Source organism: Pseudoalteromonas sp. SG44-1 (genome assembly GCF_014164315.1).
In the GTDB taxonomy this organism is placed as follows: Bacteria; Pseudomonadota; Gammaproteobacteria; order Enterobacterales; family Alteromonadaceae; genus Pseudoalteromonas; species Pseudoalteromonas rhizosphaerae.
On the sequence record NZ_JACJEW010000021.1, the window covers coordinates 44,414 to 62,920 of the forward strand.

16 protein-coding genes are annotated in these 18,507 nt (G+C 41.0%); 7 read left to right on the forward strand and 9 right to left on the reverse strand.

The genetic code is table 11. The annotated features are described in order from the left end of the window. The first annotated feature begins 29 nt into the window (after window positions 1–29). The 3 genes from H5187_RS11480 to H5187_RS11490 all read left to right on the forward strand — a co-directional run bounded on the left by H5187_RS11480 (window position 30) and on the right by H5187_RS11490 (window position 2,680). Window positions 30–461 carry a thioesterase family protein gene (locus tag H5187_RS11480; RefSeq protein ID WP_182718304.1) on the forward strand — a complete coding sequence of 144 codons (432 nt, stop codon included), beginning with the start codon at window positions 30–32 and terminating at the stop codon, window positions 459–461. A 15-nt stretch (window positions 462–476) separates the two neighbouring features. Further along, a complete protein-coding gene (locus H5187_RS11485; RefSeq protein ID WP_149981211.1) occupies window positions 477–1,529 on the forward strand; it encodes an aldo/keto reductase in 1,053 nt (350 codons plus the stop codon). Window positions 1,530–1,738: 209 nt separating this feature from the next. Then, complete coding sequence (locus H5187_RS11490; RefSeq protein WP_182761539.1) at window positions 1,739–2,680, forward strand: ABC transporter substrate-binding protein; 942 nt, start codon at window positions 1,739–1,741, stop codon at window positions 2,678–2,680. On the opposite strand, the gene H5187_RS11495 is transcribed toward H5187_RS11490, so the two are convergent. From H5187_RS11495 to H5187_RS11505, 3 genes are all read right to left on the reverse strand, one after another. Beyond that, window positions 2,619–3,215: a fumarylacetoacetate hydrolase family protein gene (locus H5187_RS11495; RefSeq protein WP_182784172.1), complete on the reverse strand. Its 597-nt coding sequence runs from the start codon at window positions 3,213–3,215 to the stop codon at window positions 2,619–2,621. The genes H5187_RS11490 and H5187_RS11495 overlap by 62 nt on opposite strands. Before the next feature lie 121 nt (window positions 3,216–3,336). After that, the gene (locus H5187_RS11500; RefSeq protein ID WP_182784170.1) at window positions 3,337–5,844 is read right to left on the reverse strand and encodes an exo 1,3/1,4-beta-D-glucan glucohydrolase; all 2,508 of its coding nucleotides are present in this window, start codon (window positions 5,842–5,844) and stop codon (window positions 3,337–3,339) included. 16 nt (window positions 5,845–5,860) lie between these two features. After that, entirely contained in the window at window positions 5,861–7,075 is a 1,215-nt protein-coding gene (locus H5187_RS11505; RefSeq protein ID WP_259398498.1) for a sugar MFS transporter, read from the reverse strand. Between the two features lie 278 nt (window positions 7,076–7,353). On the opposite strand from H5187_RS11505, the gene H5187_RS11510 reads away from it, so the two are divergent. The 3 genes from H5187_RS11510 to H5187_RS11520 are packed head-to-tail and all read left to right on the forward strand — an operon-like array spanning window position 7,354 to window position 11,068. Then, the gene (locus H5187_RS11510) at window positions 7,354–8,700 is read left to right on the forward strand and encodes a GH1 family beta-glucosidase (RefSeq protein WP_182784168.1); all 1,347 of its coding nucleotides are present in this window, start codon (window positions 7,354–7,356) and stop codon (window positions 8,698–8,700) included. A gap of 20 nt (window positions 8,701–8,720) precedes the next feature. Next, the gene (locus tag H5187_RS11515; RefSeq protein ID WP_182784166.1) at window positions 8,721–10,052 is read left to right on the forward strand and encodes a glycoside-pentoside-hexuronide (GPH):cation symporter; all 1,332 of its coding nucleotides are present in this window, start codon (window positions 8,721–8,723) and stop codon (window positions 10,050–10,052) included. A gap of 11 nt (window positions 10,053–10,063) precedes the next feature. Further along, window positions 10,064–11,068: a LacI family DNA-binding transcriptional regulator gene (locus H5187_RS11520; RefSeq protein WP_182718297.1), complete on the forward strand. Its 1,005-nt coding sequence runs from the start codon at window positions 10,064–10,066 to the stop codon at window positions 11,066–11,068. Here H5187_RS11520 and H5187_RS11525 read toward each other — a convergent pair. The 5 genes from H5187_RS11525 to H5187_RS11545 are packed head-to-tail and all read right to left on the reverse strand — an operon-like array spanning window position 11,055 to window position 16,585. Next, on the reverse strand, window positions 11,055–13,016 hold the full coding sequence (locus H5187_RS11525; RefSeq protein ID WP_182718296.1) for a hybrid sensor histidine kinase/response regulator: 1,962 nt from the start codon (window positions 13,014–13,016) through the stop codon (window positions 11,055–11,057). The genes H5187_RS11520 and H5187_RS11525 overlap by 14 nt on opposite strands. Window positions 13,017–13,035: 19 nt before the next feature. Next, window positions 13,036–13,497, reverse strand: a complete 462-nt coding sequence (locus tag H5187_RS11530; protein ID WP_145241192.1) for a response regulator — start codon at window positions 13,495–13,497, stop codon at window positions 13,036–13,038. After that, a complete protein-coding gene (locus H5187_RS11535; protein ID WP_149981220.1) occupies window positions 13,498–14,982 on the reverse strand; it encodes an ATP-binding protein in 1,485 nt (494 codons plus the stop codon). A gap of 21 nt (window positions 14,983–15,003) precedes the next feature. Further along, window positions 15,004–15,213 carry a histidine kinase gene (locus H5187_RS11540; RefSeq protein WP_145241196.1) on the reverse strand — a complete coding sequence of 70 codons (210 nt, stop codon included), beginning with the start codon at window positions 15,211–15,213 and terminating at the stop codon, window positions 15,004–15,006. A 31-nt stretch (window positions 15,214–15,244) separates the two neighbouring features. Further along, window positions 15,245–16,585 carry a sigma-54 dependent transcriptional regulator gene (locus H5187_RS11545; RefSeq protein ID WP_145241198.1) on the reverse strand — a complete coding sequence of 447 codons (1,341 nt, stop codon included), beginning with the start codon at window positions 16,583–16,585 and terminating at the stop codon, window positions 15,245–15,247. Window positions 16,586–16,738: 153 nt separating this feature from the next. Between H5187_RS11545 and H5187_RS11550 the strand changes: the two genes are divergently transcribed. After that, a complete protein-coding gene (locus H5187_RS11550; RefSeq protein ID WP_182761533.1) occupies window positions 16,739–17,260 on the forward strand; it encodes an NUDIX hydrolase in 522 nt (173 codons plus the stop codon). A 48-nt stretch (window positions 17,261–17,308) separates the two neighbouring features. On the opposite strand, the gene H5187_RS11555 is transcribed toward H5187_RS11550, so the two are convergent. Continuing rightward, complete coding sequence (locus tag H5187_RS11555) at window positions 17,309–18,340, reverse strand: nitronate monooxygenase family protein (protein WP_182761532.1); 1,032 nt, start codon at window positions 18,338–18,340, stop codon at window positions 17,309–17,311. Between the last annotated feature and the right edge of the window lie 167 nt (window positions 18,341–18,507).

Here is an 18,507-nt window from a genome sequence, read left to right on the forward strand (position 1 = left end):
TACGTTTTTACTTTAAAGAGCTGTCGAATATGCAATCATTCATAGAACAACATCCTATCCATACAGCAATTAATGTTGCTTGGGGAGAAATGGATGCCTTACAACATGTCAATAATGTGGTGTATTTTCGTTATTTTGAAACTGCTCGAATTGATTTTTTTAATCAAATAAATTTACTCGAAGATTTACAAACAACAGGTATTGGTCCTGTGATCAGTGAAAATAACGCGCGTTATAAACGCCCTGTCACATTTCCTGATACAGTGTTGGTAGGCGTTACCATCAGTGATATTCAAAAAGACCGTTTTATGATGCACTACAGAGTATTTAGCCAAGCGCAAAATGCCTTGACTACATTAGGGTCATCGCAAGTGGTGATGTTTAATTTTAAAACGGGTAAGAAAGCACAATTAAGTGAGCCATTATTGGCTGCATTACATAAGTACAGCCGAGAATCATAAAAGTAAGGAATCATTATGCGTTACAACCCACTTGGTAGCAGTGGTCTCAATGTGTCTCGTGTATGCTTAGGCAGCATGACGTGGGGCGTACAAAATAATCAAGCAGATGCTGATGAGCAAATTGCTTATGCCTTAGAGCATGGCGTAAACTTCATTGATACTGCAGAAATGTATGCCATCCCTCCCACTCCAGATACGTACGGAAAAACAGAGCAAATTATCGGTAATTGGTTAGCGCGTAATCCAAGTAAGCGAGACGATATTGTGCTCGCCACTAAAATTGCTGGCAATGGCCTAGCTTGGATACGCGATGGCGGCGATATTACTCGTCAAGCAGTCGTTCATGCAGTTGACGAGTCATTAAAACGCCTACAAACCGATGTAATTGATTTATACCAACTACATTGGCCGAATCGTCAATCACCGCACTTTAGCAAACAATGGCCAGGTATGATCCGTTTTAGTGACGCCAATACAGAGCAACACACAGCGGGTATGCTCGATATTCTTGAAGGTTTAAACGACTGTGTTAAAGCTGGTAAAATTAAACATTGTGGTCTCTCTGACGACACGCCATGGGGTATTAGCCAATTTTTACGATTAAGTGAACAACACAATTTACCGCGCATGGTCTCTATTCAAAATGAATTTAGTTTATTACACGCTAAAGATTGGCCTTATCTAATAGAGCAATGTATTCACGAAGATATTGCTTATTTACCTTGGTCACCCTTAGCAGGCGGTATGTTAAGTGGAAAATATTTAAATGGCGCACGTCCCGATGGTAGCCGCTGGACACTGGTGCAGCGTAATGGTTTATTCCGTGACACAGCACAATCGCAACAAGCAATCAGCCACTATGTTGAAATTGCCCAGCAATACCAAATAACCCCAGCACAATTAGCGCTTGCATGGTGTGACCAAGTTGATGGTGTTACTTCTTCAATTATTGGTGCAACCAGCTTAGTACAACTAAAAGATGACATTGCCGCGTTCAACATCGAATTAAGCGAACAAGCTTTAACTGATATTGGTAATGTATTTAAGCAATACCCAATGCCATTTTAATCAATAAAGCCCAATCATTATCAATGCTTGGGCTTTCCACCAGATTAAAACACTTGAAAAACAACCTACTCACAAATAGTGAATCAAAAAAACACCACTAAAGCATTAAAAAATTAACTTAATGCAATAATTTACCATCCTTTAGTAGCGCAAAATATTAGTTATTGTATACTCGATTTAAATTGTTAGCGGATAAAGTAAATATAGCTATGCGTATTGTCTATTACTTCGTTACATTATTCTCTTTTTTTTCAAGCACCTATGTACTTGCTAATAATACCGATGAAGTAACTCACATAACTTGGCTCCAAAGTGATGCGGCGCCTTTTCATCTGGCTAAAACAGCGCAAACTCCAGATGGAGGCTTATGTGATTACTTAGTGGAACAGCTCATCATTGAGTTACCCGATATAGAGCATACCCGCGAAATGTTGCCGCAAAAACGTATAGGCAAGTACCTCGATGAAGGTCAACAAGCATGTTACCCTTGTATGATCCACCGTAAAGTTAACACCCCGCGAGTGATCTATTCGGTGCCAACAACGGTGTACCCACCATTTGCTATCATTGCCTCAGCTAAAACAGCGAAAGTAATTAGCCAACAACACAGTTCACCGATAAATTTAGTTAAACTACTGACAGATAATAAATTTATTTTTGGCCAATCCGCTGCGCGTAAATTTACTCCAGAGTTAAATACCATCGCTCGAAATACTAAAAGCGACCAACATACATCATTAAGTTGGAACAGTGAAAACGAAAGCAGCTCGGTGATCAATCGGCTCAATCATGGGTATATTGATTACACTATCGACTATCCTTTTTTAGCCGATTACTACAACCGCTTCAGCGAATTTGATAATGTAGTAACCTTACCTATTGCCGATCACGCCGATAAGCTGGTTTTAGGTGCGATTGGCTGCTCAACCAATGCCCCTAATAATTTTGCTAATAATGCCTTAAAAAAAATAAATCGAGTGCTAACAAATAGCATACTGCCGTCTGCAAAGTACCAGCAAACACAGCGTGTATTGCTTGAAAATACCTTTGCGGATTTTGATCAACAATATCAACAACAGATATTAAAACTTACTCAGCCAACCACTCTTGCTGAACCAATAAGTCTGAGCCCAAGTGTAACTGAGCAATAAATGTACTTCCTGCGTTCACAGCTCCTACTCCTGCAGGTGTGCCAGTCATAATAATATCGCCATCAATTAAAGTCATAAACTCACTAACTTGGGCTGAAATAACCGTGGGTTTATAAAGCATTAACTCAACGCCGCCTTGTTGTCGCACCTTATTATCTATCAGTAAGGTTAAGCTTAAATGCTCAATAGCTTGTTCGTCTATTTGTACAAACTCACTAAACAATGCAGAGCCATCAAAGGCTTTCGCGCGTTCCCACGGTAAACCGCTGGCTTTTAATTTACTCTGTAAATCTCGCTTAGTTAAATCCAGTCCCACCGCCACAGCAGCTAAACAGCCATTGTTAACTTGAAAACAAATTTCAGTCTCAAAATGTAATTGCTCATCCTTATGAGTACATATTAAGGTATTTGTTATCGCGCTTGGCGGCTTTAAAAACACCACCATTTCGTCAGCCTCTTGATTACCAAGCTCAGCAATATGCGCAGCATAGTTACGACCAATACAAATGACTTTTGATGGATTCACTGGTTTCATTTCGATCTTTCCTATTCAATAAAAAGCAGCCTAGACTACTTTTTATGACGTTTATTGGCAATTAATTTCGTATTGCTATTTATCTAGATCGATGTCAGTGGTGTTAAGCCTAACAAAGGCATTACTGGCATGAAATAACCTCAGTAGATACATGCTCGCTGGTGATGTTGAGTTTCGCAATCGATACCTGCCATGGCGCAGCTGTACTTAACTGCCAAGGTGAGAATACTTGCCCTAAATTAACACCTTGCTGTGAAAAACACCGTAAATCAATGCTTAAAGTCTGCCATTCATTGGTTGCATTTAGCTGCTTAGCAATATCCAATTTACCTTGGCAATCATCACCACATTGCATACCAAGCCAAAGCGGGGCATCGGCACTTTGCTCAACCTTAATTTGCATTTGTAACTGCCCTGCTTTTTCAACAAACGAACGTAAATCAGATGGGAATGCCGCACTTAAACGCACTGCTGCTAGTTCATCGCCGCTGAAGGTAATTGCACGCGCATCTTCTTGAACGTCTTTATCAAAGGTTTTAACGCTAACAGCTCCGATTGATTCGCGACTACTTGCCATCACTTTTTGCTGCTCACCACTTTGTAAATGCAGACTCCATGGCGCTTTAACCGCGCGCTCAAACAAGACTAAATCATCAAGCTGTTGTGACGTTCCCATTTGTTCAACAAGATCATCTTGTAAGGTGTTTTTATCTGAATAAGTTAAGCCAAAACCATACGGTAATAATGGCGAATAATCTTTATCACCACGATTTTCGTTATCAACTGGGTTATTCGGCCAAGAAAACGACAGCTTGCCTTTAAAATCATGATTTACTGAGCCATCTACATTTGCAAATAACACATCGCTAATTGCATCCCCTTCGCTACCTGGCAACCACGTCGCAACAAACGCATCACTGGCATTAAGCTCTGCGTTTACCCACATTGGGCGGCCGCTAATAAATAACGATACAACGGGAATACCGGCTTGCTTGAATTTTCGCAGTAGCGCTAAATCCGTTTTATTACCCCGCTGATATTCAAGATTATCTAAATCCCCATTGCCTTCTGCGTAAGGTTGCTCACCAAATACTACAATAGCGACATCTGGAGATGTATTGAACTCACCGTTTAAGTCATACTGAACTTGCCCGCCCGCTTGCTTAACAGTGTGTTCAATACCATCCAAAATCGACGTGCCACCTGGGAAATCGCTATTTTGATTCCCCGTACCTTGCCAAGTAATGCTCCAACCGCCAGATTGCATACCGATATTATCAGCACCTAGACCGGCTACTAACACATTTGCTTTTGGCGAAAGCGGCAGTAACTGTTGTTTGTTTTTTAGGAGTACTAAAGATTCGCGAACTGCTTGTTTTGCGATTTTACGATGTTCAGCACTACCAATGACCTCTGTTTTTCCTGAAAGTGGACGATTTGCAGGACTTGGTTTATCAAATAAACCCGCACGCATTTTTACTCTCAGAATACGCGTTACCGCATCATCAATTCGTGATTGCGCAATTGTGCCATTGTTAACTTGTGCGATAAGGTTTTCATAAAGTGGCTTCCATGCATCAGTAGGCACCATGTATACATCAAGGCCGGCATTAGCGGCTTGTGCACAGTTTCCATTGGTACAACCAGGAATTTGTCCATGACCATTCCAATCACCCACAACAAAGCCATCAAAACCCATTTTGCCTTTTAGCACATCAGTTAAGAGATATTTACTGCCATGGATTTTTTCGCCATGCCAGCTATTAAACGACGCCATAACTGTTTGTGCTCCAGCACCTAAGCCTCCCACATAACCTTGCGCATGAATGGTAAATAACTCTGCTTCGCTGGTAATATTATTACCTTGGTCATCACCGCCTTGTGTACCACCATCACCAATAAAATGCTTAACCGTACTGATCACCCGTTTATCTGATAAAAAGTCTTGATCAACTGCGCCTTGTAAGCCTTTTACTATTGCGGCTGAGTAATCTCTAACAATTTGTGGATCTTCTGAATACCCTTCATAAGTGCGGCCCCAGCGGTCATCTCGTACCACAGCAACGGTAGGTGCAAACACCCAATCAATACCGGTTACCATCACTTCTTGGGCGGTCGCTGCAGCAATTTTTTCAATCAACTGTGGATTGTTAGCCGCACCTAAACCGATATTGTGCGGAAATAACGTCGCACCAATAACATTATTATGACCATGAACTGCATCGGTTCCCCACATAGTTGGGATACGGCTACCATCAAGGGAATCATCTACTGATGCTTGGTACATTTTTTCGGCTAGTTCAATCCAATCAGCAGCCGTGGCATGTTTATTATTATTAGGAAAAGCCCCACCGCCATTAAGGTAAGAACCAAAACCATATTGACGCATATCTTCCACTGTAATATCGCGAATTTCAGGTTGGATCATCTGGGCTACTTTTTGCTCTAAGCTCATTGAGCCGAGCAAGTCAGCAATTTTTTGCTCCATATTGGCATCGTCTTTAACACCGCTTTTGATCATCGGCCAAATCTCATTGGTCGCTGCTGTTTGTTCTGATTGCGAACAGCCATTCATCGCCATTGCTGCAATCATCATTACCAAAAGAGTACGTGGTTTTGTTATTGTCATGTTGTCCACCTAGTTATCAATGACGAGTTGAAGTTGTTACTTTTGAGCCAAATAGCGCAAAGTAAGTAATATATAAATAGCAGCCGATCGGCAGTAATAGTGCTAATTGCACACCAAAATTGTCAGCTAGGACGCCTTGTAATAATGGAATAATTGCACCACCGACAATGGCTAAGCATAAAATACCTGAACCCTGAGAGGTATATTTGCCAAGGCCTTGTAGGGCTAAACTGAAGATGGTTGGGAACATAATTGAGTTACATAGTCCGACCAACAAAATAGCCCACATTGCTAATGCCCCTTGTCCTGTCATCGCCATTAACACCAGTACCACGGCAAGTAATGCATGACATGCCAATACCTTACCTGCATTGAGTTTTTGCATGATGGCAGCACCAATAAAGCGTCCTATCATGGCGCCCGCGAAGTAATAACTAATATAATGTGCTGCTTGCTGTTCAGTAAAACCCGCAATATGGTCTAAGGTTAAAAAGCCCACTAAAAAACTGCCGATTGCGACTTCAGCACCGACATAAACAAAAATGCCAATGGCTCCTAAAATTAAATGGCGATACTGCCAAACACTACCTAAATCAATAAAGTTCTCAACATATTGATTTTCACTCTCAGCATCTGCTGCTTTGCCAAGTTTAGGTAATTTTAAAAAAGCAAAAATCCCCGCAAGTACCAGTAAGCTTGCTGAAAGCATTAAATAAGGAAGTTTAACTTGCTCTGCGGTTGCTTGGCTGACTTCAGTTAGAATAAGCCAGCCACCAAAGATTGGCGCAACCGTAGTACCTAACGAATTAAATGCTTGGGTCATGGTTAAACGCGACGACGCTGTTTTTGCAGCGCCAAGTACGCTTACGTATGGATTGGCTGACACTTGTAAGATGGTAATCCCCGAAGCCAGTACAAATAGCGCCAATAAAAACAGCTCATAAACATGCGCTACGGCTGCGGGATAGAATAATGCACAACCAACCGCGGCCACCACTAAGCCCACCACAATACCAAATTGATAACCTATTTTACTCACCAACTTACCAGCAGGTATCGACATCACAAAATAAGCCCCAAAGAAACAAAATTGGATTAGCATCGCTTGGGTATAATTGAGTGAAAACATCCCTTTTAAATAGGGGATCAGAATATCGTTCAGACACGTAATAAACCCCCACATAAAAAATAAGGTGGTCAACGACGTTAAAGCAAACGTTTGTTTGCCCATTGGTTGTAGGCTATGTTCATTCGTTGCCAAATTGTGTGTGACGTTTGCCATATTAAACTCTCTAATTATTTTAATTATCAGTTAGTTACGCTTATTTAAGTACTTTTTCACTACTTAAAAAAGCAAATAATAGTTGCAACATAAAATGTAAGCGCTTACATTTATATCATATAAATCGAAATTAGCAATTTATTTACAAACATTCTGTAAGCGCTTCCATTTTTAATGACTATGCTGTGCTTAATGTAAAAGTAATTGCCAAAACTGAATGTTAAAGGATGCACCTAATCGTGTTTAAAACTATTTCTCTACCGCCTAGCTCTGCGCTACTTAAACCTCAGTTTACCTTTGGTGTAGCCACAGCCTCATTTCAAATTGAGGGAGCTCGCAGCGCCCGCCTGACATCTATTTGGGATACTTTTTGTGACCAGCCAGGAGCTATCACCGACAATAGCAATGGCGATACAGCCTGTAACCATGTTGAACTATGGCAACAAGATATCGCAATGATTGCTGACTTAGCCGTTGATGCGTACCGATTATCAATTTCATGGCCGCGCGTATTGCATCAAGATGGCAGTATTAATCAGCAAGGCATTGGCTTTTATCGTGATTTATTAACGGCTTTAAAAGCACGCAATATCAAGACCTATGTCACCTTATATCACTGGGATCTACCCCAGCACTTGGAAGATAACGGTGGCTGGTTAAACCGTGACACCGCCTATGCATTTGCTCACTATACTGATTTAGTTACCAAGCAGTTGACAGGTTTAGTTGACTCTTATGCGACTTTAAATGAACCTTTTTGCAGTGCCTATTTAGGCTATGAAGTGGGTGTACATGCCCCCGGTATTAAAAGCCAACAAGCAGGTCGTCAGGCGGCTCATCATTTATTGTTAGCCCATGGTCTTGCCATGCAAGTACTGCGCGCCAATTGCCCTAATATAGAAGCTGGTATTGTTCTTAACTTCAGCCCAGCTTATCCACTGACAGAAAACGATACACAAGCAGCATTATTAGCCGATCAATATCACAATCAGTGGTATATCAAAGCAGTTTTAGAAGGTCTGTATCCGGCGCTTTTAAATAGCCTCAGTAGTGAAGTGCAACCCCATATAGCTGCTGATGATATGGCGATAATAAGTCAAAAAATCGACTTTATTGGCGTTAATTACTATACCCGCATACACTACAAAAACACTGATGATAACTGGTTTGCCGAAGCACAAATCGACAACATAGCTGTGACTGACATGGGCTGGGAAGTCTATCCACAAGGTTTAACTGAGTTGTTAGTATCATTAAATGAGCTATACCAACTACCTAAAGTTTATGTAACTGAAAATGGTGCGGCCATGGCAGATACACTACGAGATGGCCAAGTACTCGATACAGAGCGTGTTAGTTATTATCATACCCACCTCAATGCAGTGCATGACGCAGTTGAGCAAGGAGTTGATATACAAGGCTATTTTGCATGGAGCTTAATGGATAACTTTGAATGGGCATACGGCTATGAAAAACGCTTTGGTCTCGTTTATGTTGATTATGAAAACCAGCAACGCATACTAAAAGAGAGCGCAATACAATATCGCGCATTGCTCACACAGCGCAAAAAATAATAACAACATGAGTGCCAATTATGCTAACTAGAAAAGAAAAAATAGCCTATGGCTTAGGTGATACTGCAAGTAACATCATTTTTCAAACCGTGATGCTATTTTTAACTTTTTTCTATACCGATATATTTGGTATTTCTCCGGCCATCGTTGGTACTCTGTTCCTAGTGGTGCGAGTTATTGATGCAATCACCGATCCGTTAATGGGGGCGCTCACCGATGCAACCCGAACCAAATATGGTAGTTATCGGCCTTACCTATTGTGGCTCGCGATCCCGTTTGGGCTGGTTAGTGTAATTACTTTTACCACACCAGATTTAAACGCGACAGGAAAAGTCATCTACGCGTTTGTCACCTATACGCTATTAATGCTGGTTTATACCGCAATTAATATTCCTTATTCAGCTTTGGGTGGAGTACTAAGTCACGATCCGAGTGAACGCGTATCCATTCAATCTTATCGTTTTGTATTTGGTATGCTCGGTGGCTTACTCGTCAGTGCTTGCACATTGCCATTAGTAAGCTGGTTTGGTAAAGGCGATAATGCTCTTGGCTATCAGCTTACTATGATACTGATGAGCTGTTTCGGTGTGATATTATTTTTGTTCTGCTTTCGCTTTACTAAAGAACGCGTGGTTGCACCACAGCAACAAACCCTTAGCCTCAAAGCACAAATGGCAACGTTGTGGCAAAACGGTCCTTTTAAAATACTCTGTGGTGCTGCCATTATGCTGCTCACGAGTATGGTGCTGCGTACGACTTTAGCAATTTATTACGTAAAATATGTTCTTGGTGAAGCCGACTTAGTTACGCAATTTGTTACCTTGGGAATGATCGGTAATATTCTTGGCTGCGCCTGCGCACAACCACTGAGTAAACGGGTTGACAAAAAAGCAGCATATATATATCTCCAATACATCTCTGCGGCCATAAGCTGTTTTGCATTTTTCTTATCTGACGACCAATTAGTGCTCGCGTTTGCAGTCTATTTTTTATGGTGTTTTTTCACCCAAATGGCAACTCCATTGTTATGGGCAAAAATGGCAGATGCAATTGACTACGGACAATGGCAAAATGGCCATCGGCTAACTGGCTTGGTCTATGCAAGCGTGGTGTTCTTTATTAAACTAGGCCTGGCACTGGGCGGAGCTATTGCTGGTTGGTTACTGGCTTACTATGGCTATCAAGCTAACACTGAGCTTAATGAAGCAACTAAAGTCGGTATTTTAACCTCGTTTACACTGTTTCCTGCAATTGGTAGTGTACTTGTCGCGTTGATCATGAAAAGGTATATTCTTGATAATAATACCTTAGAGAAAATAAACGCTGATTTAGCCCAAAGAAGTAGTACTTAACAAGGAATATCATGGCGACCATTTATGAGGTGTCAAAACTTGCTGGGGTCTCATTAGCGACCGTTTCAAGGGTAATGAATAATAATACTAATGTCAGTGATGCAACGCGAAAAAAGGTAACCGTTGCGATGACACAGCTTGGTTACCGGCCTAATTCCATAGCACAATCTCTCGCATCTAATTGCTCGAATAGCGTAGGCTTGCTCGTTTCTGAGCTACACGGGCCATTTTATGGACCGATGATGAGCGACATTGAAAATGCGTTTCGTAATCAAGGTAAACACGTCATTATTACCGCAGGCCACAGTGATGCCGATCGTGAACAGCAAGGGATTGAGTTTTTAATTAGTCGCAATTGTGATGGCTTGATTTTACATGTTGAAGCCATCAGCGACGACTACTTGATAGAACTGAGTAAAGGCAGCACCCCCTTTGTACTGATCAACCGTTTGATCCCAGAGCTTGCCGATCGGTGTATCGTTTTAAATAATATCAAAGGTGGATATTTAGCAACCAAGTATGTCCTTGAGCAAGGCCATCGTGACATAGCTTACATTAGCGGGCCACTTTGGAAAAAAGATGCTCAGGATCGCTTAACCGGCCATAAACAGGCTCTCGCTGAATTTGACTTAGAATTTAATGAACAATTGCTTTATCAAGGCGATTTTATGGAAACCAGCGGCTCGGCAGGTTTTAAGTTATTCCATGAAAGTAACCACGCTTTTACAGCTTTAATTTGTGCTAATGATGAAATGGCCATTGGTGCAATGGCCACAGCCCGAGAATATAGCATTAAGCTTCCCGAACAATTGTCGATCATGGGTTATGACAACGTATTTTTTACCCGTCATATTTACCCGCCACTAACGACTATTAACTACCCAATTAATGATATAGGAAAAATGGCAGCAAAGTGGATTTTAAGCAAAGTTTACGGTAAGGGTGAATTACCGTTACAAACATTATTTGAGCCAGAACTGATCGTCCGTCAATCAATTATTACTAACCCTCAATAAGTTGGGTTAGTAATGCTAAATTAATCGGTTTAAGTAATACTTGCTCTATCTCAAGGAGTTCAATTTGCTTCGGTTCTGGCTGTATACCACTGACGATTACTCGCTTTAAATCTGGATAATACTGCTTTGTATAACGAGCTAAATCCAAGCCACTGCCATCAGGCAAATGCATATCTAATAACACTTTATCAAATTGAGAGTCATTTTTTAGAATTGCTAAAGTATGCTCATAACTAGTTGCAACAACGGTTTCAACCCCTAAACTTTCCAGTAATAACTGGGTGATTTGCGCCGCATCTGCATCATCTTCAACCAATAAAAAACGCGCACAACTTTTTACTCGCGCTGGTTGCGCTAATTTATCAACGGGCTTATTAGCCGCCATAGAGTAATTAGTTAAGCACTGATAAAGTAAGCTTGAATCAACAGGTTTGCCTATCACATCGTTAAAGCCCAGCGCCAATAACTCGCTATGTATACCTTTCATCGTGGCAGCAGTAAGCGCGATTACCGCACCCTTAAAACCCATTTTTCTAAGTTCAATCGTAGTTTCTTTGCCCCCCATCACCGGCATATGAATATCTAAAAATATAATGTCGTACGGATCACCTTGCTGTTGTGCTTTAGTTACTTTATCAAGTGCTTGCTTACCGTGTTCAGCATAATCAACCTTTGCACCAGCAGAAGAGATCATATGCCCAACTAACACCCGTAAATCTCGTAAATCATCAACCACCAATACTCGGCCACTGACTTTACAAGGGGCCATTTTTTGCTGCATATTAGGTGTCAAATCGAGCTTCAATACACTGCGCTCTACATATTGAATATTGCCCGGATACACTGAAATAGTAAATTCAGATCCATGACCAATAGCAGACTCTAATGTGATCCCGCCCTGCATACGACTCAACAATTCAGAGCAAATAGCTAAACCTAACCCCGCGCCGCCAACTGAGCGCGATTCTACATCGGCTATTTGTTCAAATGGTTTGAATATAAGTGCTTGTTTCTCAGGGGCAATACCCATTCCAGAATCTTTAATACTAAAAAACAGCATTTCACGGCCATCAATAACTTTTGTCCATGCGTGAACAATGATATCGCCTTGCTCGGTGAACTTAATCGCATTATTGATGATATTAATTAAAATTTGCCGAAACCGTGTCGCATCAATACTAATTACAAGAGGCAAAGGTTGTAATGACTCAAAACGCAGCGACAGCCCTTTATCCAGCGCAGATACTCGCATTAAGGTAAACACATCAGCCATTAAACTATCAAGGTTGACATCACTGCAGCTGAGCTCCAGTTTATCGGCAGCTATTTTTGATAAATCGAGAACATCATTTAACAAGCTAAGTAGATGCTTACCATTACGATAAATAACCCCTAACTCATTATTGGCATGATTGTTAAATTCACTTTGCATAAGCAACTCGGTATAGCCCAAGATTGACGATAACGGGGTGCGTAGCTCATGGCTTAAATGTGCTAAAAAGCGGTCTTTAGAACGATTCTCAGCCTCTGCTTTAAGTCGTTCAAGGCGTTCATCTTCAACATCGCGTCGGGCTAATGCGTAGCGAATAGAGCGGGCAAAGCGACTTGAGCTCATTTCACTTTTTACGAGGTAATCAACAGCTCCTGCATCCAAAGCGGCTAAATCAAGGGCGTCGTTTGATTGCCCGGTGAGCATAATGATAGGGCCATTAAAACCATTTTCTACAGCTTGTTTTAATACTGCTAAGCCGTCTGAAGCCCCTAAGCGGTAATCAAGCAGGCAAATATCATGATGATTTTTACTCAGCACCTTAACTGCCTGCTTGGGATCACTGATCCACTCTATATCAAATGTATGCGAACTCAGCTGCTCTAGATAATCACAGGTTAAAATATAATCATCTTCATCGTCTTCAACAAGTAACAGTCTGGTTGCCTTATCTAACATAGCGTCTCCAGTTTTTTATTTAGTCATTAAACGTACTAGGTAACTCTACAAACTCCACCCAGTACTTACCTAACGTTTTCATTAGTTCAACTAAGCCATCAAACGTAACTGGTTTAGTAATGTATGAAGCCGCGCCTAAATCGTAACCCTTAACCATGTCTTCCTCTTGCTTAGACGTGGTTAAAATAACTACAGGAATACCTTTTAAGTTTGAATTGCCTTTAATCGCTTGCAACGCTTCGCGTCCATCCATGCGTGGCATATTCAAATCCAATAAAATCAACCCAGGTCGTGGCGATGAGTTTTTGTCTTCAAACTTACCTTTACGCTCTAGGTACTCCAAAAGCTCCACACCATCTTCAACAAAGTATAACTCGTTTAATACACGGCTTTCAGCGAGTGCGTCTTGCGTTAATAAACGATCATCTTCATCATCATCAGCCATTAAAATGGTGATTGGCTTTACTTTAGAAAATGGCATTTAAGCCTCTCCTTGCAATGTGAAAAGCTCGCTTTCCACAGGTAGTTTTATGATGAAGGTTGCTCCCTCACCGGTTTCACTTTGTGCCGCTATCGTACCGCCGTGACGCTCTACAATACGTCGGCACACGGATAAACCAATCCCAGTGCCTTTATATTGCGAACGCCCATGCAGACGTTGAAACGGAACAAAAATTTTGTCGGTATATTCTGGCGCAAAACCAATACCGTTATCTTTAACTGTAATGATTTGCCATTCCAGCTCTGTATTATAATCATCATTAAATTCAGTCTGATGCTGATACTCAATAGTGATAATTGGTGCCACATCTGGACGTCTAAATTTCACCGCATTTGAAATCAAATTCAAAAATAGCTGCTGCATTTGGCTCAGATCTGCTTGTATTACTGGCATTTCGCCCACGTTGACCTGCGCATTTGACTCTTTAATCGCAATTTCTAAATCGCTTAGCACATCATCAAGTACTTGCTTTAAATCCGTATCGGCAAAGTCTTTACCACGTGTTGTCACTCGCGAAAACTCTAACAAGTCATTAATTAAATTAGACATTCTTTGCGCTGCATTTTTCATACGCGCGATATAATCAATGCCTTTTTCACCCAATTCGTCTTTAAACATGGTTTCTAAGCGATCACTAAATGCTTGAATTTTGCGCAGTGGCTCTTGCAAATCATGACTCGCTACAAAGGCAAACTCTTCAAGCTCACGGTTACTGCGACTTAGTTCATCAGAGTACAAGGTCAGCTCTTGTGTACGCTCGGTCACTTTACTAGCCAGTGTTTCGTTTTGATATTCAAGTTCCTGCTGATATTTTGCCGCTGTATGTAAGTTAATACGCGTGAGCATAAACATACCAAGGATCAATAAAGCACTGGTTACGGCAGTAATTGCAAAAGTGAGTTTGGCTTCTTTTTTAATTTGCCCTAACTTTCGAAACTGCACAGCTTTAAAAGCAGACTCCGCATCTTGAATTTCATCAGCGAGCTCTCTAATTTGCTCGTAAAGCTTACGGCCTTGATGCGTCTCTAGTAAATAATGAGCACGGCGTTCTTTATCTGCTAATGCTAAATCAACGGTTCTGGTTAATACCGCAACTTTATCATCAACCAAAAATAGTAATCGCGCTACTTTATCTGCTTGGCCTGCAATTTCAGTACGTAAATTTTTAACCAGTGTAGCTTGTGAGTTGAGCTGCATAATAGCGTCGTTGTAGGGTGCTAAATAATCTTTATCGCCCGTTAATAAGTAACCACGTTGTCCTGATTCTGCCTGCACAATTGAAAGATGAAGCTTCTCAATTGCGGTGTTTAACATATTAGTATCATCTAAACGCTGTTGGGTTTGAGTCAGGCTTTGAATGGTATTCATTGCCAAAATCGCATTCCCCACCACAATACACAGCAGCACCGCGATAAAACTGGCCCAGGTTACCTTGACCTTACCTTGTTGCTTTTGCAGCTTCATTTATAATCCTTTTATATTATCTTATTCAACGACGCCGAGATTCGATATTTGTTCTAAGCTGTCACTGCATTGCTGGCAATTACTTATTATTTTATCAAGTGCTGCCAATGCTTTTTCTTTTGGCATATCATTTTCTAGCACTAATTTAATCAATTCTGCATTCATCGATATACGATTCAGTGGTCCGCGTGCATCATGAATCAACTTATTGATTTTATCGTTATTAGCCATGCTACCCCTTTATTGATTACTTGAGTTTAATTTAGCTATATTCGCCAATACCACCATAGGCATTTAGACGGTTGTATAAAGTTTTAGTACTTATACCTAGCATTTGCGCTGCAAGCGTTTTATTACCTTGTACTTTATCCAACGTAGCGTGGATCAGCTCTTTTTCAACTTCTTCAATAGTTTGCCCTGCAGTCACTTGATTTGCTTGAGTTTGCTTATTCACTCGTGAAAATGGTGACTCTAAGTTATCTGGCAAAGTAATCGCTTTACCTTTTGGATCACTCATAATAAAAGCACGATGAATGCCGTGGCGCAGTTCTCGAACATTGCCTGGCCAATCATAGCTTTCAAGTAACTTTAATTGTGCAGTTTGCCATTGAAAGTCGGTATTGTTTTCTTCATTTAATTGATTTAAAAAAGCATTGGCTAATAAGGCAATATCTTCTTTTCTTTCACGCAGTGGTGGAATATCAATAGGAAATACCGCTAACCGAAAGTAGATATCTTCACGAATAACATTATTTTGCGCTAAATCTTCTAATGAACGGTTAGTCGCAGAAATCACTCGGCAATCTACCGCACTTTCTTTACTGCCACCTACTCGGGTTACTTTTTTAGTTTCTAACACGCGCAATAGATTAGGCTGCATATCTATTGGCATTTCAGTCACTTCGTCTAGAAATAATGTTCCGCCGGTTGCTTGCTCAAATACACCGTCTTTACGGGCAATAGCACCAGTAAAAGCCCCTTTCTCATGGCCAAATAATTCGCTACCAATAAGTTCTTTCGATAACGCACCGCAGTTAGTAGCCACCAAAGGTCCTGTACATGCGCTAGCATTGTGAATCGCTTGTGCGACAACTTCTTTACCAGCACCACTTTCACCCATTAACATTACGTTGGCGTTGGTGTTAGCAACGCGCTCAATCATGGTATACAAATGCTGCATTTGCGGCGATTCACCTATTAAGGTGCCAAAATGCTTTTTAATACTTGGCTCGGCTTTTTTCTTAGCCGTGGTTTTTTTAGGGTTGAGAAGGCGCTCAATATCTTCGCGCTGCAAGGGCTTAACTAGATGACCAACGTTAGGCTCACACATTTCAGCCAACTTACCTTTGACTGAAGGATGACCTGAAATAAGGGTTATTTTTGGTTTTTGACCAATACTTTTAAGGTGCTCAACCAAGTGTAAACCACTTCCATCAGGCAGCATAAAGTCTAACAATACATGGTCAAAGGTATTATTTACAAACCACTGCTCAGCCTCTGCTAAATTAGCAGCAGTATTAATGTTATGTCCTAAAAACTCTACGATATGACAAACGACATCACTAAACTCGCTATCATCATCAACTAACAGTATGTTTAACATGATAAATCCCTATGCTTATTATCATTGCCCAGCCCCACATCTTAACTGCCTTATTCTACAAAATCGATGCTTAACTGGAAATTTACGCTATCTAAATAGATTTAGATCTTTTTTGAGATATAATTTTTAAATTAAATTTTAAGGAACATTCTGATGCGCTTACTTAAAAGCACCGTTCATCCCAGTGTGAGTGCCAGCGAGCCACGTCAATTTACTCGCCTAACGAGCCGTGCTATTGCCTTAAAAGGCACTGATATTTTATTAATGTACACTGCCCGCTATGAAGATTTCAGCTTGCCTGGCGGCGGCATTGATGAAGGTGAAAGCATAGAGCAAGGATTAATCCGCGAGCTACAAGAAGAAACTGGCGCACAAAACATCAAAGTACTCGGTGAGTTTGGCCTTTATGAAGAATACCGCCCTTGGTATAAAGATGATTATGCAGTGATCCATATAAAGTCTTACTGCTATTTTTGTAGTCTTGATACGCAATTAGGGCAAGCGCAACTAGAACATTATGAGCAACAAAATGGCATGGTTGCTAAATGGGTTAATATTTATGATGCCATTGCTCATAATGAGCGAACGCTAGCAAACAGCGATAAGCAAGGGCTATCAATCATTCGCGAAACCTATTTACTAAAAGAGATTGCCAAACATATTACTAATTATTGATAACTATCACCCAGTAATAAGTTAGGGCTTTGATTCAATTTAAACCAATCACTTTTTCATAAGTAAATAGGTGATATCTTCTGCCGACATACCTACACGAGGGACATGCTTTTGGCCACACCACAGTGGTGAAAAATCATCGTGCCCTGCTTTTTCAGCGCTTGCTCTAAGTGCCGTTATCGCGGTACTGGCATGAGGGAATTCAGGCACACCTATAGCCAAAGCGCCTAACTCATCCATTACACGATTTTGAATGCCTCGTGCCGCCCGACCAGAAAATAACGTAGTAAGCGCAGTATTATCCGTTTTCTGATTTAAAATTGCTTGCTTATGAAGCGCTGAAGTTTGTGCCTCGCAACATAATAAGTAAGCACTCCCGACTTGCACAGCGGCTGCACCTAAAGCTTGCATTTGCTCTACATCATCAGCGGTTGCAATACCGCCTGCGGCAACAATAGGTAAAGAAAGACGTGCCACACAGTTTTGAACTAATTGCACAGTTGATTGCTGCAGACTTAAATCCATTGATAAAAAATGCCCTCGATGGCCTCCTGCTTCTAAACCCTGCGCAATAATAGCATCAGCGCCATTTTCACTCAGCCAAATAGCTTCATCTAAAGTGGTAGCGGTTGAAATCACTTTAGTGCCCCAGCTTTTGATTTGCGCCATAATCGTTTGCTCAGGTAAACCAAAGTGAAAACTTACCACCGCGGGTTTATAAGGGGCAATAATATCAACAACCGATTGACTAATAGGTTGACGAGAAGCCCCTGCAGTTAAGCTTTCAGCATCAATACCATACTCATCAAAATAAGGCGCTAGCAAATTATGCCATTGCTGCTTTTGTTGGCTGGTGTAATCACCGACCGTATGACAAAAAAAGTTAAGGTTATAGGGATTACTGGTCGCTTGAGTCAGTTTATCAAGCTCGCTCACTAACTGTTGTTTTGAGAGCATTGCACAGGGTAATGATCCTAAACCACCTGCGTTACTCACCGCAGCAGCTAAACGAAAATCTTGCACACCCGCCATCGGCGCTTGAATAAGCGCTAAATGCGTATTAAAAAAAGATAACGCCACAACATACTCCTTGTAACTTTTTCAGCCACCAGAACTTTTTACCGATACAAAAATAATAGCTGAGTAAAAATAATAATGAAAAAATTAAAAGCTGTTTTATAGCAACAACTTAAAATAATTAAATAGTTTAGCGCAGAGTTGGCGTTAGCTTTGCACTCCTTTACTCA